The following is a 23,098-nucleotide window of genomic DNA, read 5'->3' on the forward strand; positions in this document are numbered from 1 at the left end:
AATGCCTGACTCCCTGACGCCCGCCTGCGCCGCCACCCGTGCCTGGGTGGAAGGCTTCGTCATCGCCCATAACGTTTGCCCCTTTGCCCGGCGGGAGTTCGTAAGCGATTCCATCTGTTTCGTCGAGGTAGCGGCGAACGGGTGGGAGCCAGCGCTGGAGGCGATGATCGAGGAGTGCCGCCGGCTCGACGCCACGCCCGGGATCGAGACCACGCTGATGATCTTGCGCCCGGGGCTCGAGGATTTCGACGACTATCTCGACTTCCTCGCCGTGGCCGAGGGGCTGCTGGTCGAGCAAGGCTACGAGGGGGTCTATCAGCTTGCCAGCTTTCATCCCGACTACTGCTTCGAAGGCGCGGCGGAGGACGATCCGGCCAACTTCACCAATCGCTCGCCCTGGCCCATGCTGCACCTGCTGCGCGAAGCGGGCCTGGAGCGCGCCCTGGCCCACTATCCCGACCCCGAGGCGATTCCCGAGCGCAACATCGAGGCGATGCGCCGGCTCGGCAGTGAACGCCTGGCCGCCGCGCTGGCGGCGCTGCAAGCCAGGGTCGACAAGCGCTAGACGATATCCAGCGGCTCCTTGCGATCCGGCGCCGGAAAGGCTTCGTCGAGCCGGGCCAAGGTAGCGTCATCGAGTTCAACCGTCAGCGCCCCGGCATTCTGTTCGACGTGCTGCGGCTGGACCGCCTTGGGAATGGCGATGACGTCGCGCTCGCCCTCCACGGGGCGGATCGTCCAGGCCAGCAGCAGTTGAGCGGGGGTGACGCCGAGCCCGTCGGCTACTTCTCTCACCACCGGGTGGCCGAACAGATCCTGGCGCAGCTTGCCGGCCTGCGCCAGCGGGCAGTAGGCCATCAGCGGCATGCCGAGGCGCCGCATCAAGGGGCGCAGGGCGTACTCGGTGCCGCGCGAGCCCAGATGGTAGAGCACCTGGTTGACGGCGCAGTCGCTGCCGCCGGGCAGGGCGTGCAGCGTCTCGATTTCGTCCGCGTCGAAATTGGAGACGCCGAAGCGGCGAATCTTGCCCTGCTCGCGCAGCCGCTCGAACGCCTCCAGGGTCTCCTCGAGCGGAATATCACCGGGCCAATGGAGCAGGTAGAGGTCGAGGCGGTCGGTGCCGAGCCGCGTCAGGCTGCGCTCGCAGGCGGCGATGGCACTGTCGCGACCGGCGTTCCACGGATAGACCTTGGAGACCAAAAAGGCCTGGTCGCGGCGGCCGGCGAGCGCCTCGCCGACCACCTCCTCGGCGCCGCCGTCGGCATACATCTCAGCGGTGTCGATCAACGTCAGGCCCAGCTCCAGGCCGTGCTGCAGGGCCCGCACCTCGTCGCGACGAGGCGCCAGGCCCTCGCCCATGTACCAGGTGCCCTGGCCGATGGCCGGCAGGCGGATGGCGGCCTCACTGACGGTGGCGGTCAGGGTGACATGAGGAGATTGTCGAGACATGATGGCGGCCTTTGTGGAAAAAGTTTCCATAATGTTGCGTCAAGGGGGATGGCGAAGACAAGGCCATGCGCTATGGTGAGGGAGGGCAGCGCGCAACGGCGTTGCTCTTCAATCCTATGGCCAGTTCTCTACAAGGAGTCGACCCACATGAGCATCAAGAAAACCGGTAGCGCTGTCTGGGAGGGTAGCCTGAAAGAAGGCAAGGGTCAGGTCTCGACCGAGAGTGGCACGATCAAGGATGCGCCCTACAGTTTCGGCAAGCGCTTCGAGGGCGAGCCCGGCTCCAATCCCGAGGAACTGATCGGCGCGGCGCACGCCAGCTGCTACTCCATGGCGCTGTCGATGATCATGGGCGAGGCCGGCCTGACCCCCGAGCGTATCGCCACCGAGGCGGCCGTGACCCTCGAGCAGGACGCCGGCGGCTTCAGCATCACCAGGATCCATCTCACCACCCGGGTACGCAGCCCCGGTACCGATGCCGATGCCTTCCACGGCGCGGCCGAAAAGGCCAAGGAAGGGTGCCCGGTCTCCAAGCTGTTCAAGGCCGAGATCACCCTGGACGCCGCGTTGGAAAACTAAATCCCCCAGCGTTGCGCGGCCACCCTCGGGTGGCCGCACTGGTTTCGGGCGCCTAGATCGCGGGCATGGCCTGGCGCGCCGCCTCGACCAGGGAGCGAACCAGACGTTGCTGGGGGCGGTTGAAGAGCAGCCACTCCGGGTGCCATTGCACGCCGATCAGGAACTCGTGCTCGCGCGATTCGATGCCCTGGACCAGGCCATCGCGGTCGCGGGCAACGATGTCGATGCCGCGCCCGGCTTCCTGCACCGCCTGATGGTGCAGGCTGTTGATGCGGCACCAGCTCACCTTGAGGATGCGTCGCAGCTGGGTATCGGGCGCGATGTCCACCGTCTTGCGCGGCAGAACGGTGCGCCGACGCTTGAGCCCTTCGTGAGTGGTATAGATGTCGGGGTCCAGGGTGCCGCCGAGGTGGACGTTGAGCATCTGGGCGCCGCGGCAGATCCCCAGGACAGGCTTGCCCTGCGGGATGAAGCGTTCCATCAGCTCGAGTTCGAGTTCGTCGCGCTGGGGGTCGAGGCGTACGTCGAGCTGCACCTCGCCGCCGTAGAGGTGGGCCTGGATGTCATCGCCACCGCCGATGATCAGACCGTCGAGCGCCTCGGGCAGCGGTCGGGAAGGGGAGAGGCGAAGCGGCCGGCCGCCGTGTCGCCACACGGCGAACCAGTCGAACCACCAGGCGATGCGACTCTTGTCATCCGACGTGGTGATACCGATGAGCGGGCGCGTCATGAGGGCGAGCGGACCTCCTTGATCCAGTTCCGCAGCCTGCCCACCATGCGGGTCATGAGCGACTGCGTGTGCAGATTGACGTAGCGGCTGGCGCGTCCGTCGAGTTCCTTGCGATCGGCGGCGAGTCGCTCCACCGCCACCCAGCGATTCCACTCCACCACGGCGCCCCAGCCGCGCTGGGACAGCTGGGCATTGGGCAAGCGGTAATGGTACGTGGGGCGTGGCTTGATCAGGTTGTTGCGGAACAGCTCGTCCGGGTAGTCGGGGCACAGGTGGGCGAACAGCGGGTAGAGATCCAGTTCGCGGTTACGCGTGGGGTTGAAGCTGATGTAATCGGCGATCAGCGTATCGAGATCGGGGGCGTAGTCGGGGTCGAGCACCTTGAGCGCATAGTGCTTGGGGAAGGGGTTGGCGTGCGGCAGTACTTCCCGCGTGATGTCGATGTCGATCTCCTTGCGCAACCAGGCCGCCATGAGCAGGAAGGCGCGGAAATGTCGAAGGATGGCCTCGGGTTCCAGGCTGGCGGCCTCGGGGTTGAGGTGCAGGCCGAAGCCATACAGCAGGCTGGCATCGGTGCCCTTGGCGCCATGGGCGTGAAGAGCCGCGAACAGCGCGTCGAGCTCGGCGAGCTCGTTCCAGGGCACCGGTGGGCAGACGATCTCGGTCGGCACCAGGCCGGTCACGACGTCGCCGATCAGTTCGCGGGTCTTGTTGTGAAAGTCCAGCCGCATCTGGTGGCGTTGGCGCTCCCATTCGGTGTCATGGCGCGGCAATGCCTCCAGCAGCCTGGCATCGGGGTGGGCATACTGGGTGTCGAGCTCGATGACGAAGTCTCCCCAGCGGGTGGCTTCGACTCGCAGCCGATGGGGGCTGACCAGCTTCAGTTCGCCACCGAACAGGTTGCGTACCAGCTCACCGGTCTGTTGAGGGGGGAGCCCGGCAAACTCGATTTCGGCGCCAACCCGTCGGGTCCTACCCTGGACATTCAGAGGCTCGGGTGGTGATTGCGGCAGCATGAAGGCATCCTGTGCGACTCGAGAGTCTGAACGCCAGCCTAGCACAGTGCGGCGACAAGACCGCAGGGAGCACCGCTGGCCGGCTGTTGTCCCAGGCACATGACAAACGGAACGAGGGAGTGTCGATCGATGCCAGGAGCTTTTCCCCCGCGCAGTGGCGCCGCGTACTGGCGAGTGGCGATTCGCATCGGGCTGCTGCTGCTGCTGGCCTGGGCGGTCCCCGCGAACGCCCAACTCTCGCTCGGCGGGCTGGGGCAGGAGGAGCAGACCCAGGAGACTCCCCACGACGCCGAGACGTTTCAGCAATCGCTCGATGACGTGATCACCACGCTGGAGGATGACGAGCGCCGTGGCGCCCTGCTCGACGAGCTGCGCGAGATTCGCCAGGTCCACGAGGGCGGCAGCGCCGAGGATTCCATTCAGCGCCAGGGGCTGCTCGGCGCCTTGGCCGAGACCTTCAGCGAGCTGGGCGACCAGGCCGAGGCCGGCGAGTCGCCGCTCGACGACTGGCGGCGCCAACTGGAGCAGGGCTGGGCGGGGCTCAGCGAGCTGGTGGTGGAGACCGGCACCGGCGAGATCGCGCGCTTCGCCGTCCACAGTGCGGTGCTGCTGGGCATCTGGGCCGGCGCGCTGGTCATTCTGGTTGCCCTGGGCAGGCTGCTGTTCGTGCGTCAGGGCTTGCCGCTCGACCTGCCGCGGGAGCCGCGCGGCTGGCTGCTGGCGCTGCACTTCCTGCGCCGCATGCTGCCCTGGGCGCTCGCCTTCGTCCTGACCATGGGGTTGGTCCAGGTACTGCCTCCCAGCCCGGGGCGCACCCTGGCCCTCATCTTCACCTACCTGGCGCTGTGCGGTCGTACCCTGTCGGTGGTCGTGGAGTGCGTGGTGTCGGTGTTCACTCGCGGGCATCGCTTCCCCGCGGTCGTGATCCTGCAGCAGCGGGGTCTGCGCCTGCTGTTCGTGATCGGCGCGCTGATTGCGCTCGGCGATGCGCTCAATGCAGAGCGGCTCTCCTTGATCGTGGGAGAGGAACCGGCGGCGCTGGGCTCGGTGTTCGCCAACATGCTGGCAGCGCTGCTCAGCATCCGTTTCATCTTCAAGTTCAAGCGTCCGATCAAGCACTTGATCCGTAACCGTTCCTGGCGCGTGCGCCGCGAAGGTGGCACCGCCATCGAACTGGCGCGCGTCGTCGGCGAGCTCTGGCACGTGCCGGCGTTGCTGATCGTCGTGGTCTCGTTGCTGGCGATCTTCGTCACCGTGGGGGATGTGGGGACCGCATTGGCGCGCTCGATCATCTCGGCGGCGCTGCTGGTGTCGACCCTGGTGGTCACCGGCCTGATCCAGCGCCACAGCGAGCGACGCAGCCGGCGCCGCCGCATCAGCGAGTACCGTCGCCGCCTCGAGCGCGTCGGCTATGCGCTCTCTCATATGGTGGCGTGGATCGTCTTTGCCGAGCTGTCGCTGCAGGTGTGGGGCGGCTCGCTGTTCGGCCTGGGCCGCGAGGGCGTGGCCGGGGTGCGTATCGGCCAGGCCCTGCTGGCGCTGGGCTTCACCGTGCTGCTGGCCTGGCTGGCGTGGATCTTCGCCGATACCGCCATCCAGCGTGCGCTGGTCTCTTCCGCCCGTTCGCGGGGACGGCGCGTCAACCAGGCCCGCGCCCAGACCATCACGCCGATGATCCGCAACGTGATATTCGCCACCATCGTGCTGATCGCCGCCATCGTCGGGTTGGCCAACCTGGGGGTCAACGTCACGCCGCTGCTGGCCGGTGCCGGCGTCATCGGTCTGGCCGTGGGCTTCGGCGCCCAGACCCTGGTGCAGGACCTGATCACCGGTATCTTCATCATCGTCGAGGATTCGCTGGCGGTGGACGACTTCGTCCAGATCAACGGTCACATGGGTACGGTCGAGGGGCTGACCCTGCGCACGGTGCGCCTGCGCGACCTGGACGGCATCCTGCACATCATTACCTTCAGCGCCATCCAGTCGATCCACAACATGTCGCGGCACTTCGGTATCGCGCTGATGCGCATCCGCATACCGCACACCATGAAGATCGACGATGCCATCTCCCTGATGCAGGAGACCGCGCAAGAGCTGCGCCAGGATCCGATGATGCGACATTACATCTGGTCGCCGCTGGAGATGCAGGGCGTCGACCGTTTCGACGAAGGCGCCGCCGTGCTGCGCATGCGTTTTCGCACCGCGCCGGTCATGCAATGGGACGTGGCGCGTGCCTTCAACCTGCTGCTCAAACAGCGCATGGAACAGCAGGGCTTGGACCTCGGCATGCCGCGCCTGAGCGTGAGCATGGAGGGCCAGCCTGGCGATGCCATGGCAAACGGGGAACCGGAAGGCGGCGATACGGCGCCCCCACGCGATGCCAAGGGGCGAGCACCGGGGGAAGCCGGCATCGCCGATCCCGAAGGCGCGACCAACCCGCAGCGAGCCTCGCCGGACTCCTCGTGAACAGCGGCGCGAAGGCGCGTGTCGTTGCCCGAAGCCGGTCCGAGATGGAAAGCAGGGCGGCATTGCCCGTACTATGAAAATTACTTGGTCCGTCAATGGCCTCCGGTACAAGGAGCTGCGCCGACGTGATTACCGTCGAACGCAAGGATAGCTTCCATCTCAAGGTCTCCCGCGTGCTGCAGGAGGAGACCTCGCATCGGCTGGATCTCTTCCTGTTCGTACCTGGAGAGCTCGGTCTCAACGAACATGTCATCTCCGAGGATGCGTTCTACTACAGTGCGATCCACGTCAAGCGGACCTATTACAGCGACAAGCACCACCTGCCGCTGGTGCTCAGCCGCCTGGCCAGCCGCGGCCGGCTGAGCAGCGAGCAGTACCGCCTGAGCCTGAGCCTTTATGCCTATCAGTATGTGGTGGCCCTCGAGCGGGCGACGCAGTCGCTGCTGGATACCGCCAGGCGCGTACAGCAGGCCGAGCGCCATGCCGAAACGGCCGAGCGAGGCGAGGCGCCGGGTGGCGAGACGAATGGCGCCGGCGGCGGCGAGACGCAGGAACGCATCGTGGCGGCCGGCTTGCAGGAGCGCCTCGAGGAGCTGTGCGAACTGGCCCAGGGCATCCTGCGGCGCCTGCGCCGCAACCAGCCGAGCGAGGAGAGCCTGCACAAGTACTACGCCAATATCGACAACTACCTGTCGTGGTTCACCGAGCAGCGCCTGCTGGCGCTGGTCGCCCACTTGCCGCGAGGGCGCGACTACCGCACCATTCGCGAGCGCCTGCTGGAGATCGGCCAGGCCGAGGCCGCTCACCGCGAGCTGGCCGAATACAACGCCAGCCGCGTCGTGCGCGACCCCACGCGCATGTCCAACAAGATGCGCCTGCTGCGGCGGCTCATCGAGTACCCGGTCACCCTCAAGCAGCAGAGCCAGGAGCTGGGCGGCGCGGAGCAGAAGGCGGTCAAGGGGTTGGCCACCGGCGTGGTGATGATCTTCGTCTCGCTGGGGCTGCTGCAGGCCCGCGACACCGTGGGCAACGTCACTGCCCTGTTCGTGCTGGCCATGGCGGTACTGTACGCCATGCGCGAGGTGTTCAAGGACGACCTGCGCAACACCCTGTGGCGCTGGTTGCGCAAGGGACGCCCCAAGTGGCGGCGCCAATACTTCGATGCGACCAGCAACGAGCTGGTGGGGCGCCAGCTCGAGTGGTTCGACTACAAGCGTTTCGGCAAGCTCGACGAGCAGATCCAGCGGGTGCGCATGCGCAACGTGGCTCAGCGCGAGGAGGTGGTGCTGCACTACCGTTCCAGCTCGCGCATGTCGCCGACGCGCTTTCTCAGCGGTTACGAGAAGACCCGCGAGACCGTCTCGCTCGACCTGTCGCAGCTGACCCGGCTGATGGACAAGGGCAGCCACCGCGTCTATCGCCTCAAGGATGGCCAGGTCACCCGGGAGTCGGTGGAGAAGCGACACCTGCTCAACCTGGTGATACGCGAGGAGGGCGCCAATGCCGAACCCCTGCTGCAGCGCTGGAAGATCGTCATGAGCCGTTCGCGGGTCGTCGACGTGGTCAAGGTGCACCAGGAGGGAGGCAAGCCCGGGGAGCAGGACGATGCTCAGGGTGAGCCTCATGCCGTGTAACGCGATATGACTTCGACATTGTTCCAGGTCAAGTCGAAGCCAAGGTCGGTTTGCTAGTGTCAAGGGGTGCGGCGAATTGTGACACTCGCCAAGTCGAACTAGATTTCAAGTTAGGTCGGCCTCAACCCTGATCGCTCCCTTTACGGAGGTGCTGCCATGCAAGCCGTTGATGTCATGACTCCCAAAGTGATAACCGTATCGCCCGACGCCGACGTTCGGGAGATTGCACGCCTCCTGCTCGAGAACAACATCAGCGCCGTGCCCGTCGTGGATGCAGAGGAGAGGGTCCTCGGCATCGTCAGCGAGGGTGACCTGATGCGTCGTGTCGGGAGCGGCAGCGAGCAGAGCAAGTCTTGGTGGCTGAAGGCGTTCTTCACCGGGGGCAACAGTGCCAGCGAGTACGTCAAGACCCACGCCCGCAAGGCGCACGAGATCATGACCCGCGACCCCATCACCATCGGCGAGGACGAGTCGCTGCAGCGCGTGGCCAAGCTGCTGGAGAAGCATCACATCAAGCGGGTGCCGGTCGTACGTGACGGCAGGCTGGTGGGCATCGTCAGCCGTGCCAACCTGCTGCGAGGCTTCTCGGCCACGGCGCCCGATGCGCAGACGTCGGTCACCACCGACGATCGCCAGATTCGCGATGCCATCCTCAAGGAGGTGGACGAGAACACCGGGGTCTGGGTCGATCGCATCAACGTCATCGTCACCGAGGGTGTGGTGCAGGTCTGGGGGCTGGTCGAGAGTCAGGAGGAGAAGATGGCCGTCCAGGTCGCCGCCGAGAACACGCCCGGCGTGAAGTCGGTGGAGAACAACCTGGGCATGGTGCCCCGCGGCGTAGGGCATTTCTGAGGCGAAGCCGGCAGTGGAATGCAAGCGGGGCGGCCGGGCGGCCGCCCCGCTTGCGTCGTGTGCCGTGGCGGCGAGCTCAGCCGATCCGCTCGAGCGCCGCCTCCAGGTTGGCCAGGCTGCGCTCGGGGGCGTGCAGCTTGTCGAGCCCGAACAGGCCGATACGGAAGGCGCGATAATCGTCGCCTTCGTCGCACATCAGCGGCACGCCACCGGCGACCTGGAGGCCGGCAGCGGCAAACTTGGCCACGATATCGGCGTCGTCGGTGTAGCAGACCACCACGCCCGGCGCCTCGAAGCCGGGCGCCGCCACGCTGCGGTAGCCGTAGCGCGCCAGCAGTTCACGCGCGCCGCGACCCAGCGCCCACTGCTCCTCGCATACCCGATCGAAGCCGTAGTCGGCGGTCTCTTGCATGATGTCCCGCAGCCGCGCCAGGCCGTCGGTGGGCATCGTGGCATGGTAGGCGTGGCCGCCGTTCTCATAGGTCTCCATGATCGAGAGCCACTTGCGCAGATCGCAGGCGAAGCTGGTGCTGACGGTCCGCTCGATGCGCTCGCGGGCCGCTTCGGAGAGCATCACCATGCCGCAGCAGGGCAGACCGCTCCAGCCTTTCTGGGGGGCGCTGACCAGCACGTCGATGCCGAGCTCGACCATGTCCACCCACAGCGTGCCCGAGGCGATGCCGTCGAGCACGAACAGCCCATCGACCTCGTGCACCGCCGCCGCGACCCGCTTCAGGTAATCGTCGGGCAACAGCAGGCCGGCGGAGGTCTCGACATGGGGCGCGAATACGACCCCTGGCCGTTCTTCGCGGATGGTGCGCTCGACCTCCTCGATGGGCGCCGGAGCGAAAGGGGAGTGCGGATCCTGCGGGTCCGGACGGCGCGCCTTGAGCACCGTGGTCGAGGTGGCGATGGCGCCCATCTCCAGGATCTGCGACCAGCGATAGCTGAACTGGCCGTTGCGGATGATCAGGCAGTGCCGGTTGGTGGCGAACTGGCGGGCCACGGCCTCCATGCCGAAGGTGCCGCTGCCGGGCACGATCACGGCGCTGCGAGCCCGATAGACCCGCTTGAGCGTCGACGAGACGTCGCGCATCACGCCCTGGAAGCGCTGGGACATGTGGTTGAGCGAACGGTCCGTGTAGACCACCGAGTATTCGAGCAGGCCATCGGGGTCGACGTCAGGCAACAGGCCGGGCATGGGTTTCTCCCTTGGGGTGCATGGCTGAATGAAATTTCAAGCCAATGAGGATATGCCCTTTCCAGGCATCGAACCAGCGCAGGCTGGCCGGCGTGTGCACGGCGCGGCCGAGGCGGTAATGGCATCGGGACGAATCGGGCGGGGTTCCACTACCGCAGGCCAGATGGCCTGCGGCGCCGCCTACGGTGGTTCACTTGTGGCAGAAGTAGACTCTTGCCGGCGGGATGTTGATGGGTTCGAAGGCGCTCTCCACGCGCGAGAAGGTCTGGCGCAGGTCGGAGGAGACCTTGGGCGAGAACTGGTAGATCAGCATGGACCCCTTGGGTGCCAGTGCCGCCTGGCTGCCTGCGAGGATACGTGCCCGGCAGGCGGCTGGCATGGTGCTGAACGGAAGGCCTGCCACCACGTAATCGGCCGCGGGCAGGCCCAACCGCTCCAGCTCGGCTTCGATCGTTTCGGCCGAGCCGGCAATCACCTTCAAGCGTGGATCGGACAGCGTGCGGTTGAGGTAGTCGACGAAGTCGCCATTGGTCTCGATGACCACTAGCGTGGCGTCTGGATGCAGGCGGTGGAGGATCTCCTGGGTGATGGTGCCCACGCCGGGCCCGTATTCGACGATGACTCGCGCTCGCTCCCAGTCGACCGGTTCCAGCAGGCGGCGTATGAGAAAGGAGGAACTGGGAATGATCGAGCCCAGCATGCGGGGATGCTTGAAGAAGTTGCGGGCGAATAGCGACAGTTGAGCCCGTCGCTCGGGGCCTGCCACGACCGAGGGTCGCTCTTGGACCGCCATGGGCATTCCTCCTTCAGTTTTTGCTGAACATGCCTCCACTCTAGGCCAGCCTGGGCCGGCGTGAAAGGACGGGATAGGGCGGGGTGGTGCGTCGTCCCCTCGACGGCCACCCACCGAACCGCCGGCGGGTGGAGCAGGCGGTCTCCTTCCGTTGAATTAGTGCTAAAGAAGGGTGTGGAATATACTTGACGAGCGAAGTGGCGATGTTTAGCTTGAATGGAGAAACTTTGTGTAAACGTCTAATAATAATTGACGCGTCACACCTCTACGCTTTTGCCCCGGGTAAAACGATGCCTCACAACAAGATCAGCGAATCGAGTGCCCATCCCTCCCAAGCGTTGATTACCTTCGAAGGGGTACAAAAGACCTACGATGGCGAGATTCTGGTCGTCAAGGACCTCAACCTGACGATTCGTCAGGGGGAGTTCGTGACGCTGCTTGGCCCCTCCGGCTCGGGCAAGACCACCTGCCTGATGATGCTGGCCGGCTTCGAGGTGCCCACCAGCGGCGACATCTTCCTGCGTGATCAGCGTCTCAACAGCGTGCCGCCCCACAAGCGCAACTTCGGCATGGTGTTCCAGAACTATGCGCTGTTTCCGCATATGACGGTGGAAGAGAATATCCGTTACCCGCTCAAGACGCGCAAGATGCCGGCCGCGGAAGCTGACCGCAAGGTGGCGCGTATTCTCGACATGATCCAGCTGCGCGATTTCGCCAGGCGTCGTCCCACCCAGCTCTCCGGGGGCCAGCAGCAGCGCGTGGCACTGGCTCGCTCGCTGGTGTTCGAGCCGCAGCTGGTGCTGATGGACGAACCGCTGGGGGCGCTGGACAAGCAGCTACGCGAGCAGATGCAGCTGGAGATCAAACACCTCCACGAGCAGTTGGGTCTCACCGTGGTCTTCGTCACCCATGACCAGAGCGAGGCGTTGACCATGTCCGATCGCGTGGCGGTGTTCAACGACGGCGTCATCCAGCAGATCGACACGCCGAGCAACCTCTACGAACATCCCGCCAACGCTTTCGTCGCCCAGTTCATCGGCGAGAACAACACCTTGCCGGGGCGCATCGAAACCGTGGAGGGAAGCCGCTGCCGGGCGCGCTTCGGCGACGGCTACAGCACCGGGGCGCTGATCGCTCCCGACCTGACGGCGGGAGACCCCACGCGGCTGTCGATCCGCCCCGAGCGGGTCAAGCTCAACGGCTCCGCCCAGGGGCTGCCCAATCGCCTGCAGGCCCGCGTGCGTGAGTTCATCTACCTGGGTGACCACCTGCGGGTGCGCTGCGAGTTGGCCGGCAACGACGAATTCATGGCCCGTGTGCCGGTGGACGATTTCGATGGCAACATGCAGCCGGGCGATCTCGTGGAGCTCGGCTGGCGAGACGAGGACGTGCGCGCACTCGATGCCTCCTGAGACCCAGGAAGGCGCCCACGCCGACCGCAACATATCAATAACAAGGCCATCCAGGCCGGGAGAAGATACATGACGCACCATCGCTTTCCACTGTCCCGCATCAGCCGCGGCGCCGCCATCGCCAGCCTCGCCACCCTCGGCCTGGCGGTGTCGGCCAGCGCCCAGGCGTTGACCGTGATCTCTTTCGGCGGCGCCTCTGGCGAGGCCATGCAGAAGGCCTACTACGGCCCCTTCACCGAGCAGACCGGCATCGACCTGACCCCGGGCGACTACAACGGCGAGCTGTCGCGCATTCGCGCCATGGTCGAAACCGGCAACGTGAGCTGGGACCTGGTGGAGATGGAATCGCCCGAACTGGTGCGCGGCTGCTTCGAAGGGTTGTTCGAGCCCATCGACTGGCAGCGCCTGGGGCTGGGTGACCAGCTGATCGATGCGGCGTTCGACGAGTGCGGCGTGGGTACCTTCGTCTGGTCGACGGTGCTCGCCTTCGACGCCGATGCGCTTGATGCCGCGCCGACCTCCTGGGTCGACTTCTGGGACGTCGAGAGGTTTCCGGGCACCCGTGGGCTGCGCCGCGGCGCCAAGTACACCCTTGAGTTCGCGCTGATGGCCGACGGCGTCGCCGTCGATGAGGTATATGAGGTGCTGAGGACCCCGGAAGGCGTCGATCGCGCCTTCGCCAAGCTCGACGAGCTCAAGGACCATATCCAGTGGTGGGAGGCCGGCGCACAGCCGCCCCAGTGGCTGGTGGCGGGCGACGTGGCAATGACCTCGGCCTACAACGGGCGCATCGCCGCTGCCCAGGAGGAGGGCAGCAACCTCGAGATCGTCTGGGACGAGAGCCTCTATGACCTCGACTACTGGGCCATCGTGGCCGGCAGTGAACATGTCGACGAGGCCTACCAGTTCATCGAGTTCGCCAGCCAGCCCGAGAACCAGGCGGTCTATTCCAGCGAGATTCCCTACGGTCCGGTGCACCCCGCCGCCATCGAGCAGTTGGACGATGCCCAGGCCCGACGCATGCCGACCCACGAGGAGAACATGGCCGGGGCGCTGGCCATCGACACCGGCTTCTGGGTCGATCATGGCGAAGAGCTCGAGCAGCGCTTCAGCGCCTGGGCGGCGCGCTGAGGAAGGGGAGGCAGCGGCTCTTGCCGCTGCCATGCTGAGTGCGTCGGCGGTCCCGGCTCGGACTGGGGCCGCCGCGCGAGATTCTTGGGGAAGGCGATGTCCGCGAACCTGACGGCCACCCTGGCGTCGACGAAGCCTGGAGGCAATCTCAAGGCGCAGCTGCGCCGCGCCGAACGCCTGCGCAAGCTGAAGGCCATCGGCCTGGTGGCTCCCCTGGCGCTGTTCCTGATCGTCGTGTTCGTCGTGCCCATCGGCAGCATGCTGTGGCGCAGCGTCGACAATACCGAGCTGGATGCGGTGATGCCGCTCACGGCGCAGGGGTTGCGCGACTGGGATGGCACCGGGTTGCCGGACAATGCCACCCTGGCGGCCTTCGCCGCCGAGCTGCGCGATTCCCGCCAGGGAGGCGGCCTGGGTCGCATCGGGCGGCGCCTCAACTACGAGGATACCCGCTACCGTGGCCTGCTGATGACGACCTTGCGCGGCCTACCAGCCCCCGGGGAGGTCGACACCGATACCGACTGGGCCGCGATACTGAGCGAGATCGACCCCGCCTGGGGCGAGACCGACACCTGGCTTGGTATCCAGCGTGCCGCGCCCACCACGACCGATCGCTACCTGCTGGCCTCGCTCGACCTGGAGCGCGGCGCCGAGGGCGGGATCCAGCGCATCGACAGTCAGGACCGAGTCTTTCTCTCGGTTTTCCAGCGTACTATGGTGATCGCCGGCGGGGTGACCCTGATCTGCCTGGCATTGGGCTTTCCGCTGGCCTACCTGCTGGCCACGCTGCCGGCCAGGACCAGCAACCTGTTGATGATCCTGGTCTTGCTACCGTTCTGGACCTCGCTGCTGGTGCGCACCGCCTCCTGGATCATCCTGCTGCAATCCAACGGGCTGGTGAACCAGGGCCTGATCAACATCGGGCTGATCGACTCGCCGTTGCAGCTGGTGTTCAACCGGATCGGGGTCTTCTTCGCCATGGTGCACATCCTGCTGCCGTTCATGGTGCTGCCGCTGTACAGCGTGATGAAGGGCATCTCACCGAGCTACCAGCGCGCCGCGATATCGCTCGGTGCCCATCCCTTCGCCGCCTTCTGGCAGGTCTACGTGCCGCAGACCATTTCCGGCGTGGCGGCGGGTACCATCCTGGTCTTCATCATGGCGCTCGGTTACTACATCACCCCGGCGCTGGTGGGCGGGCCTGCCGACCAGATGGTCAGCTACTACGTGGCCTACTACACCAACACCACCAACAACTGGGGCATGGCCGCGGCGCTGGGCAGCCTGCTGCTGGTGATCACGCTGTTGCTCTATCTGGTTTACCACCGCCTGGTGAACCGCAAGCAACTGATCAGGAGCTGAACCATGGCGCTACCCCCCTATGCCTCGCCGGTGGAGAGAGTGTGGTTCTGGACGTTTCGCCTGTTCTGCGGCCTGGTTCTGCTGTTCCTGATTGCGCCGGTGCTGGTGATCGTGCCGCTGTCGTTCAGCAGCGGCTCCTTCCTCACCTACCCGCTGCCGGGCTTCTCGCTGCGCTGGTATGAAGCCATTTTCACGTCGTCGGCGTGGATGGCGGCGCTGAAGAACAGCCTGATCGTGGCGCCGCTGGCCACGCTGCTGGCCATGCTCTTCGGTACCCTGGCGGCGGTGGGACTCAACCGCGCCGAGTTTCCCGGCAAGGGGCTGATCGTGGCGCTGCTCATCTCGCCCATGGTGGTGCCGCTGGTGATCGTCGCGGTGGGCATGTACTTCTTCTTCGCCCAGGTGGGGCTGCTCAACTCCTATACCGGCCTGGTGCTGGCCCATACGGTGCTGGGCGTGCCCTTCGTGGTGATCACCGTCAACGCTACGCTGCAGGGCTTCGACTTCAACCAGATGCGCGCCGGGGCGAGCCTCGGCGCCGACCCGGTGCGGGTGTTCTTCACCGTGGTGCTGCCGCAGATCGTGCCGGGGGTGGTCTCGGGCGGGCTGTTCGCCTTCGCCACCTCGTTCGACGAGGTGGTGGTGGCGCTGTTCATCGCCAGCCCCACCGAGCGTACGCTGCCGATCCAGATGTTCTCCGGCATTCGCGAGAACATCAGCCCGGCAATCGCCGCCATGGCCACCATCCTGATCCTGATCTCGACGCTGCTTTTGGTTACCATGGAGCTGCTGCGACGGCGCAGCGAGAGACTGAAGGGGAATCCCTGAGCCACTCGCCGCATTTGTCTGTCACTGCGCCCCGTTCTGCGGGGCGCAGGCGTGTCGGTGCCCGGGGGTGAAGGCGCTCGGGCACGTGAGAGTCGGAGTCCCTGCGTGAACGATTTCCTGATCATCGGTGGTGGCGTCATCGGCATGCTGACCGCCAGCCAACTGGCCGAGGCCGGCCACGGCGTCACCTTGGTGGAGCGTGGCCGCTGTGGCCAGGAAGCCTCCTGGGCCGGCGGCGGCATCGTCTCGCCACTCTACCCCTGGCGCTACAGCGAGCCGGTATCGCAGCTGGCGCGTCATGCCGAGCGTGAATACGGCGTGCTGGCAGCGCACCTGTTCGACACCACCGGGATCGACATCGAGTATCGCCAGAAGGGGCTGCTCTACCTCCGTGTGGACGACGGAGAGCGGGCATTCGCCTGGGCGCAGCGACAGGGCTGGCCGCTGGAGCGAGTGGAGGCGTCCTTCATCTATGCCAAGGAGCCCTGGCTGGGCGAAGGGATTCACGACGGCCTGTGGATGCCGACCCTGGGCAGCGTGCGCAACCCGCGGCTGTGCCGAGCGCTGCGCGCACGGCTGGAAGCATTGCCCAATGTCGAGGTGGTGGAGCAGGCCGCGGTGCAGCGGCTCGTCGTCGAGCGCGGGCGTGCCTGCGGTGTCGAGACCGTGCAGGGGCGCATCGCTGCCGGTCGGGTGATACTGTGCGGCGGGGCCTGGAGCGGGGCGCTGCTCGCCGAGCACGACGTGGCGCTGCCGGTGCGGCCGGTCAAGGGTCAGATGATGCTCTTCACCACGCCGCCGATGCCGGGCGGCCGCCAGCTGCTCGAACGCGTGGTGCTGGCCGACGGGCGCTACCTGATTCCCCGCGGCGACGGCCGGGTGCTGGTCGGTTCGACGCTGGAGCAGGTCGACTTCGACAAGCGCACCACCGAGGAGGCGCGCGATTCGCTGTGGCAGAGCGCCGTGGCCATGTTGCCGGCCCTGGCCGAGTGCGAGGTCGAACACCACTGGGCCGGACTGCGCCCGGGGGCGCCGGACGGCATTCCGTTCATTGGCGCCGTGCCCGGCCTCGAGGGGCTCTACGTCAACGCGGGGCACTACCGCAACGGTCTGGTGCTGGCGCCGGCGGCGACCCGGCTGCTCGTCGATCTGCTGCTGGAGCGCGACCCGCTCGTCGACCCCTCGCCCTATCGCCCGGGCCGGCGCCGGGCGCGTTCAGCTGCGCTGTGCGGCCTGGATCGCGGTCAGGGCGATGGTGTAGACGATGTCGTCGACCAGGGCACCGCGTGAGAGGTCATTGACCGGCTTGTTGAGGCCCTGCAGCATCGGTCCCACGCTGACCACCCGGGCGCTGCGCTGCACCGCCTTGTAGGTGGTGTTGCCGGTGTTGAGGTCGGGAAAGACGAACACCGTGGCACGGCCGGCCACGGGAGAGTCCGGCGCCTTCTGCCGGCCGACGCTCTCGATGGCGGCGGCGTCGTACTGCAGCGGGCCGTCGATCAAGAGGTCCGGCGCCAGCTCGCGGGCCAGGCGTGTGGCCTGGCGCACCTTGTCGACGTCGGCGCCGCTGCCCGACTCGCCGGTGGAGTAGCTGATCATCGCCACCCGCGGCTCGATGCCGAAGGCCTGGGCGGAGCGGGCGCTCTGGATGGCGATCTCGGCCAGTGCCTCGGCATCGGGATCGGGATTGACCGCGCAATCGCCGTAGACCACCACCTGTTCCGGCAGCAGCATGAAGAAGATCGACGACACCTGGCGATAGCCGGGGGCGGTCTTGATCAGCTGGAAGGCGGGGCGCACGGTGTTGGCGGTGGTATGGATGGCCCCGGACACCAGCCCGTCGACCTCGTCGAGCTGCAGCATCATGGTGCCGAGCACCACGTTGTCCTGCAGCTGGTCCTCCGCGGTCAGCTCATTCACCTTGCCGCGACGGCGTTCCACCATGGCGGCCACGTAGCGGCTGCGGATCTGCTCGGGGTCGAGGATCTCGAGCCCTTCCGGCAGCTCGATCCCGCGGTTGCGCGCCACCTCCTCGACCTCCTCGCGACGGGCCAGCAGTACGCAGTGGGCGATGCCGCGACGCTGGCAGATCGCCGCGGCTTCCACGGTGCGAGGCTCGTTGCCCTCGGGCAGGATGATGCGCCGGCTGGCGCGCTGGGCCAGCTTGACCAGCTGGTGACGAAACGCCGAGGGCGACAGGCGGCGGGTGAAGCCGCGGCTCAGGTGATCCTTGAGCCACTGCAGGTCCAGGTGGCCGGCGACGAAGCGCGTCACCTGCTCGGCACGCTCCAGGTCGTCCATGGGAATGTCGTTGCCCATGCGGCCCAGGTTCTTGGCCGTGGTGAAGCTGTCGGTATCCACCGCCAGCACCGGCATGCCGGTATTCAGCGCCGGCCGGCACATCTCGATCATGTTGTCGTTGGGCATGAAGCCGTTGGTCAGCAGCACGCCGGCCATGGGCACCCCGTTCATGGTGGCCAGCGCCGAGGCCAGCACGATATCGTCGCGGTCGCCGGAGGTGACGATCAGGCTGCCGGGGCGGAACACGTGCAGGGCGTTGGCGGCGCTGCGGGCACACAGGCTGGTGGAGAGCACCCGCCGGTTGGCGGCGTCGCCCTCGTTGAGGAAGCGCGCGTCGAGGGCTCGCGCCACGTCGACCACCCGCGGCGCGGTCAGCGCCGGGTTGTAGGGCACCACGCCGATCAGGTGGAAGCGGTCGGTGGCCAGTGCCGGCGAGTGGCGGCGCAGCTCGGCGAGAAAGGCATCGTCGAGGGCGACACTGCTGGTGCCGGGGGCGAGCGCCGGCTCCTCGGCGCCGGGCAGGTTCTGCATGCGCATCAGGATGCAGCCCAGGGTGCGCGCCGAGCCCACGCCGCCGAAGGCGCGGGCGTGCATGTCGAGCTGCTCCGCCAGCGCCTCGGGAGCGGCGGCGTCACCGCTGCCGACCAGGATGGTGCGTGCGTTGAGCGCATGGGCAAGGTGGGCATTGAGCTGGGTGGCGTAGGTGCCGTGGGCGGTGGGCACCACGCCCTCCACTACGATCAGGTCCGGTGTGATGCCGTCGTGGCTGCCTGCGACCTCGTCGAACAGCTCGATGACCTCTTCCATCAGCACGTCGAGACGATCCTGACGCAGCAGGCGCTCCATGTCGGCCTGGGCGATGGGCGCCGGTGGGCGCAGTCCGAGAGTGCTACCGACCAGCGCCGTGGAGCGGTCGGGACCGGGGCCGTTGAGCTCGTCCTGACGGAACGGCTTGAAGAAGCCGGTCTTGAGGCCGATGGTGTCGAGGGCCTGCATCAGGCCGAGGCTGGCCGAGGTCAGGCCGACGCCGACACCGGTCGGCACCATCAAAAGAACCTGGGTCTGTGGGCGGGTGTCGTGCGGTGTCATGCGTTGGCCTCATCCAGTCGCTGGCGGGTTTCGGTGGCGATCTGTCCCTCCTCGTCGGTGGGTATGACCCACAGCTGGCGCCCCCCGGCATCGATACGCCCCTCGCGTCCGCGGGTCGTCTCGCTGTTGACGGTGCGGTTGAGCTGCAGGCCGAAGTGGGGCAGCAGGCCGATGATCCGCTCGCGCACACGGGCGGAGTTCTCGCCGATGCCGCCAGTGAAGACCAGGCCGTCGAGGCGCGGCAGGGCGCAGGAGAGGGCGGCCAGCGACTTGGCGATGCGGTAGCAGAACACCTCGATGGCCAGCGCCGCGCCGGCATGCCCATGCGCCTCGGCCGTCTCCAGCTCACGCATGTCGTTGGTCAGCCCCGAGAGCCCCAGCAGGCCGCTGTTGCGGTTGAGCACCTCGTCGATGCGCTCGAGCGACCAGCCGAGCTGGCGCGACAGATGCGCGTGCAGGCCGGGGTCGACGTCGCCGCTGCGCGTGCCCATCGCCACGCCCTCCAGCGGGGTTAGCCCCATGCTGGTGTCGAGGCTCTCGCCCTGCCACACGGCACAAGTGGAGCAGCCGTTGCCCAGGTGGGCGGTGAGCCAGCCGCCACCCTCGAGCCCGCCGAGCCGGTCGGCACGCCGGCTGACGTAGGCGTGACTGGTGCCGTGAAAGCCGTAGCGGCGAATGGCGTGGTCACGGTAGAGCGCGTCCGGCAGCGCATAGCGGTAGGCCCGCTCCGGCAGGCTCTGGTGGAAGGCGGTGTCGAACACCGCCACCTGGGGCAGGTCGGGGAACAGCCGGCGCGTGGCGACCACCCCCGCCAGGTTGGCCGGGTTGTGCAGCGGCGCCAGCGCCGAAGTGCGCTCGATCGCCTCGACCACGTCGTCATCGATCAGGACGGCGCGGGTGAAGCGCTCTCCGCCGTGAACGATGCGGTGTCCCACCGCGACCGGCCGGTGCCCCTCCAGGCGCTCGAGAATGGCTTCCAGCGCATGGGTATGCCCCGCATCGCCGAGAGCCTGCGCAAAGGCGTCGCCACGGCTGTCGATGCCCGTGAGCCGGGCGTCACCGCTGCCCAGGCGCTCCGCCAGCCCGGCCAGGCGCGGCTGATCCGGCACGGACGGCACCAGGGCATATTTGATCGACGACGAACCGCAATTGATGACCAGGACCGGGGCGTTCATCGGGGCTCCGCATGAGATGGGTGTAGAGGCAGGATAGACGTAAGACTTTAGTCTATCATCCAGGTGGTGTCCGCGGTGCTGCTTCAGGTCAAGGCGGCCTTTATTAGTCGTCTATCGAAAATGCTGGCATGCTGACGGCTCCCGACCGCAGGAAACCGCCATGTCGACTGACACCGCGGCGCTTGGCAGCGCATCGCTGCTGCCGCGCCATCTCGCCGTATTACTGCTGGCCACCGTTGCCACCCTGTTCGCCGGTAATCATGTCGCGGCCCGCCTGGCCTTCGACGAGGGCACCGGGCTGCTGCTCGCCGTGCTGGTGCGCTCGGCCGCGGCGCTCGTCGTGCTGATGGCGCTCTTCCTGTGGCAGGGCAAGCGCCTGGCGCTTCCGGCCGGCTCGCGCCCCTGGCAGCTGCTGGCGGGGCTGATGGTCGCGATTCAGAGCCTGTGTCTCTATTCGGCGGTGGCGCGGATCCCGGTCGTCGTGGCGCTGTTGTTGATGAACACCTTTCCCATTCAGCTGGCTTTGATCACCTGGGCGCTGGGCGGGCCGCGCCCGACACTGCGCGCGGCGCTGATCATGGCGGCGATCCTGGTGGGCCTGGTGGTGGTGCTCGACGTCCCGACCTGGCTGGCGAGCCCCGCGACGCTCGGGCCGGCGTGGCTGCCCGGCGTGGCGTTCGGGCTGGGGGCGGCCACGGCCTTTTCGGTCGCTCTGTGGGTCACCGAACATCACCTGGGCCAGGTGGGCAGTACCCTGCGCAGCCTGCTGACCATGCTCACGGTATTCGTCGTGATGCTCGTAGCCGGCACTCTGCAACTGGTACCGGGCGGCATGGCGCTGCCCGGCAGCGGCAGCGGCTGGGCAGCGCTGGTGGCATTGGCGCTACTCTACAGCGTGGCTTTTTCGGTGCTGTTCATCAGCGTGCCGCGGCTGGAGATGGCGCGCAACGCGCCGGTAATGAACGTCGAACCGGTCGCTTCGCTGCTGCTGGGCTACCTGGTGCTGGGGCAGATGCTGTCGGTCACGCAGCTGGTCGGCGGGGCCATCGTGCTGGGGGGTATCGTGGTGCTCAGCCTGTCGCCGCGCTGAGTCAGCGTCGGCGCCGAGCCTGGTACGGGACGATTCGTCTTGCGCGTATCCCGACTCTGTACCAGACTTGGAGTCGGTGTATGGAAACACTGTTTCTTAATGGAGGTACGATATGAGACTGCTTGCCGTTTCCACCGCTGCGCTGCTCACCGCGGCCTTCGCTTCCTCGGCCCAGGCCCAGCAGTATCAGATGCCGATGTACCCCCGCGCCTATGCCGGCGCCGATGCCATGTTCTGGGAGCTCGACCCCGAGCAGGGCTCTTCGGCCGACTCCGTGGGCCTGCGCCTCAACGGCGGCGCGCAGTTCAACGACTACTTCGGCGCCGAGGCCCACCTGGGCACCGGCGGCTCCGAAGGCTCGACCGAACTGGATTATCTGGTGGGCGCCTATGCCAAGGGTATCCTGCCGGTTTCCCAGGAGTTTCGCCTCTACGGCCTGGCGGGCTTCACCGAGGTGGACTTCGATGCCGACCGCGAGAGCGGTTTCTCCTACGGTGGTGGCGCCGAGTTCGACATAGCGCCCAACCTGGCCGTCGGCGCCGACTACATGCGCTACCTGGACAAGTCCGACTACACCTTCGACGCCGCCAGCGTCGGGGTTCGCTATCGCTTCTGAGGTGCCTGCCGTAACGTCCCGACCAGCCCCCGTGGCCGATGCCATGGGGCGTCTTCGTCGTTAGCGGCTCGATGCGCTTCCCGGCCACCTTCCCTGCTCCTTCCAGCCTGCCAGCAGGTCGGGGAAATGCTTGAGTTCCCGGTTTTCGACGACTTCGACCTGCAGGCCCTGCAGGCGCTGCAGCTCGGTGAGCCGCTGCCGGGAGGTATCGAACTCACCGCAGGCCAGCAGCACCCGGGTGGCGGCAAGCCCTGCCGAATGGTTGAGCATGCCGTGCAACCGCTTCAGACCCTGCTCGACACAGGTTCTGGTCCCGGGCCGGGCGATGAGGGATTCGATGAACAGCAACTGGTTGCGTTCCACGGCCAGGCAGTCCGATACCACGGGTTCGCCGTTGTGCTGGCCGCTCAGGTCGAGAATGTGGGCCTCGCTGCAGACGCGCGACAGCCCGGCCTCCCGGGCGCTGAGCCAGGTATACTCCGTCAGCCAGCCCCCGCCCAGGTAGCGTCCAGCCTCCACGGAATCGATGTCGACGACCTCCGGCGCGTCGCTTGACCAGCGCAGCAGGCCGGCCTCATGCAGGGCCTTCAGCGCATCGGTGGCGGGAAAGTTCGGCGCGGCCTTGAGCCATTGCCGCTCGGCGCCGGGCCGGAGCCGGGCCCCCGATTGCCGGTTGACGCTCTCCAGCATGCCTCCCTCGCCGTGGACCATGTCGTGCAGTTCACCGAGCAGGACGGCCAGGCGATCGGCATGGTGGGCGAGATAGCGGGTGAGAGACTTGCGCTGGGCGCAGGCCTGGCGCCAGTCGCCGCTGTCGGAGAGTGCCCGGACACGCTTGCGGCCGTTGGCCTGCAGGTAACGGTCGACGTCCAGCACCGGCTCGATGGCCATGACCTCGGGAGCGGAGTCCGGGCCGTCACAGGCCATGCGGTAGAGCGCACCGGCCTGAATGTCCACGTATAGCCAGTCGGCGGAACAGCGCCGCATGGCCTGCTGGAACAGCAGGGCGATGAGCGTGCTGCAGCCGCCGGCATCCAGGGTCACCGAGAGGGTGGGCGTGTCGAACTGCTGGCGATACAGGGTCTCGGCCAGTTCGTCGGCATAGCGGGCACAGCGATCGGGTTCGTCGGCGGGAAGTCTGGGGTGTGTCTCGATCGCGGTGCCGGGGGGCAGCTCGTGACGCAGCAGGATCGCCAGCCGCTCGGTCGCCTGGGGGGGGGATTGGCAGGGTATCAGCACGATCCGCTGTGGGCGCAACTGCAGAATGGGAATGAGGCTTACCTCGGGGCGCTCGGTCACCAGCGCGACGTGCAGGTGTGACATGGGCTCGCTCCCTCCGCACTTCTCCTTGCATATTTCTACAGGCTACATCCG

At 66.9% G+C, this 23,098-nt stretch carries 20 protein-coding genes; 12 read left to right on the top strand and 8 right to left on the bottom strand.

Features of this window, described 5'->3' with window-relative positions; genetic code table 11:
- Position 1: 1 nt before the first annotated feature.
- On the top strand, positions 2–565 hold the full coding sequence (locus tag I4484_RS06200; RefSeq protein ID WP_197450113.1) for a DUF1415 domain-containing protein: 564 nt from the start codon (positions 2–4) through the stop codon (positions 563–565).
- Here I4484_RS06200 and I4484_RS06205 read toward each other — a convergent pair.
- Positions 562–1,449, bottom strand: a complete 888-nt coding sequence (locus I4484_RS06205) for an aldo/keto reductase (protein ID WP_197450114.1) — start codon at positions 1,447–1,449, stop codon at positions 562–564. The two genes, I4484_RS06200 and I4484_RS06205, sit on opposite strands and share 4 nt — an antisense overlap.
- Positions 1,450–1,596: 147 nt before the next feature.
- Between I4484_RS06205 and I4484_RS06210 the strand changes: the two genes are divergently transcribed.
- On the top strand, positions 1,597–2,028 hold the full coding sequence (locus I4484_RS06210; RefSeq protein ID WP_197450115.1) for an OsmC family protein: 432 nt from the start codon (positions 1,597–1,599) through the stop codon (positions 2,026–2,028).
- Between the two features lie 52 nt (positions 2,029–2,080).
- Here the strand turns inward: I4484_RS06210 and I4484_RS06215 are convergent, their stop codons facing one another.
- Together I4484_RS06215 and I4484_RS06220 are read right to left on the bottom strand one after the other, a co-directional pair.
- Positions 2,081–2,758 (bottom strand): gamma-glutamyl-gamma-aminobutyrate hydrolase family protein, encoded by a 678-nt coding sequence (locus I4484_RS06215; protein WP_197450116.1) that lies wholly within the window; start codon positions 2,756–2,758, stop codon positions 2,081–2,083.
- Positions 2,755–3,774 carry an amidoligase family protein gene (locus I4484_RS06220; RefSeq protein WP_197450117.1) on the bottom strand — a complete coding sequence of 340 codons (1,020 nt, stop codon included), beginning with the start codon at positions 3,772–3,774 and terminating at the stop codon, positions 2,755–2,757. The genes I4484_RS06215 and I4484_RS06220 overlap by 4 nt, the downstream gene beginning before the upstream one ends.
- 129 nt (positions 3,775–3,903) lie before the next feature.
- Here I4484_RS06220 and I4484_RS06225 point away from each other — a divergent pair, with 129 nt between their 5' ends.
- The 3 genes from I4484_RS06225 to I4484_RS06235 all read left to right on the top strand — a co-directional run bounded on the left by I4484_RS06225 (position 3,904) and on the right by I4484_RS06235 (position 8,726).
- Positions 3,904–6,240: a mechanosensitive ion channel family protein gene (locus I4484_RS06225; protein ID WP_197450118.1), complete on the top strand. Its 2,337-nt coding sequence runs from the start codon at positions 3,904–3,906 to the stop codon at positions 6,238–6,240.
- A 125-nt stretch (positions 6,241–6,365) separates the two neighbouring features.
- On the top strand, positions 6,366–7,874 hold the full coding sequence (locus tag I4484_RS06230) for a hypothetical protein (protein WP_197450119.1): 1,509 nt from the start codon (positions 6,366–6,368) through the stop codon (positions 7,872–7,874).
- Positions 7,875–8,030: 156 nt separating this feature from the next.
- A complete protein-coding gene (locus I4484_RS06235; protein WP_197450120.1) occupies positions 8,031–8,726 on the top strand; it encodes a CBS domain-containing protein in 696 nt (231 codons plus the stop codon).
- Between the two features lie 76 nt (positions 8,727–8,802).
- Here I4484_RS06235 and I4484_RS06240 read toward each other — a convergent pair whose 3' ends face one another.
- Positions 8,803–9,927, bottom strand: coding sequence for an aminotransferase class V-fold PLP-dependent enzyme (locus I4484_RS06240; protein WP_197450121.1), 1,125 nt, complete (start codon positions 9,925–9,927; stop codon positions 8,803–8,805).
- A gap of 190 nt (positions 9,928–10,117) precedes the next feature.
- The gene (locus I4484_RS06245; protein WP_197450122.1) at positions 10,118–10,720 is read right to left on the bottom strand and encodes a class I SAM-dependent methyltransferase; all 603 of its coding nucleotides are present in this window, start codon (positions 10,718–10,720) and stop codon (positions 10,118–10,120) included.
- Between the two features lie 290 nt (positions 10,721–11,010).
- Between I4484_RS06245 and I4484_RS06250 the strand changes: the two genes are divergently transcribed.
- From I4484_RS06250 to thiO, 5 genes are all read left to right on the top strand, one after another.
- Positions 11,011–12,132 (top strand): ABC transporter ATP-binding protein, encoded by a 1,122-nt coding sequence (locus tag I4484_RS06250; RefSeq protein WP_197450123.1) that lies wholly within the window; start codon positions 11,011–11,013, stop codon positions 12,130–12,132.
- 69 nt (positions 12,133–12,201) lie between these two features.
- Complete coding sequence (locus I4484_RS06255) at positions 12,202–13,263, top strand: ABC transporter substrate-binding protein (RefSeq protein WP_197450124.1); 1,062 nt, start codon at positions 12,202–12,204, stop codon at positions 13,261–13,263.
- Between the two features lie 96 nt (positions 13,264–13,359).
- Positions 13,360–14,625, top strand: a complete 1,266-nt coding sequence (locus tag I4484_RS06260; protein WP_197450125.1) for an ABC transporter permease — start codon at positions 13,360–13,362, stop codon at positions 14,623–14,625.
- A gap of 3 nt (positions 14,626–14,628) precedes the next feature.
- Positions 14,629–15,453 (top strand): ABC transporter permease, encoded by an 825-nt coding sequence (locus tag I4484_RS06265; protein WP_197450126.1) that lies wholly within the window; start codon positions 14,629–14,631, stop codon positions 15,451–15,453.
- A 105-nt stretch (positions 15,454–15,558) separates the two neighbouring features.
- Entirely contained in the window at positions 15,559–16,743 is a 1,185-nt protein-coding gene (gene thiO, locus I4484_RS06270) for a glycine oxidase ThiO (RefSeq protein WP_197450127.1), read from the top strand.
- Here thiO and pta read toward each other — a convergent pair.
- Both pta and I4484_RS06280 read right to left on the bottom strand, forming a co-directional pair.
- Positions 16,669–18,843, bottom strand: coding sequence for a phosphate acetyltransferase (pta, locus tag I4484_RS06275; protein WP_197450128.1), 2,175 nt, complete (start codon positions 18,841–18,843; stop codon positions 16,669–16,671). The genes thiO and pta overlap by 75 nt on opposite strands.
- Positions 18,840–20,018, bottom strand: coding sequence for an acetate/propionate family kinase (locus I4484_RS06280; RefSeq protein WP_197450129.1), 1,179 nt, complete (start codon positions 20,016–20,018; stop codon positions 18,840–18,842). The genes pta and I4484_RS06280 overlap by 4 nt, the downstream gene beginning before the upstream one ends.
- 160 nt (positions 20,019–20,178) lie before the next feature.
- Between I4484_RS06280 and I4484_RS06285 the strand changes: the two genes are divergently transcribed.
- Both I4484_RS06285 and I4484_RS06290 read left to right on the top strand, forming a co-directional pair.
- Complete coding sequence (locus I4484_RS06285) at positions 20,179–21,108, top strand: EamA family transporter (protein WP_197450130.1); 930 nt, start codon at positions 20,179–20,181, stop codon at positions 21,106–21,108.
- A gap of 112 nt (positions 21,109–21,220) precedes the next feature.
- Positions 21,221–21,724, top strand: coding sequence for a porin family protein (locus tag I4484_RS06290; protein WP_197450131.1), 504 nt, complete (start codon positions 21,221–21,223; stop codon positions 21,722–21,724).
- Positions 21,725–21,784: 60 nt separating this feature from the next.
- Here I4484_RS06290 and I4484_RS06295 read toward each other — a convergent pair whose 3' ends face one another.
- Complete coding sequence (locus tag I4484_RS06295; protein WP_197450132.1) at positions 21,785–23,047, bottom strand: DUF1887 family CARF protein; 1,263 nt, start codon at positions 23,045–23,047, stop codon at positions 21,785–21,787.
- Positions 23,048–23,098 lie beyond the last annotated feature (51 nt).

The sequence above is a fragment of the Halomonas sp. SS10-MC5 genome (genome assembly GCF_015992245.1).
In the GTDB taxonomy this organism is placed as follows: domain Bacteria; phylum Pseudomonadota; class Gammaproteobacteria; order Pseudomonadales; family Halomonadaceae; genus Halomonas; species Halomonas sulfidoxydans.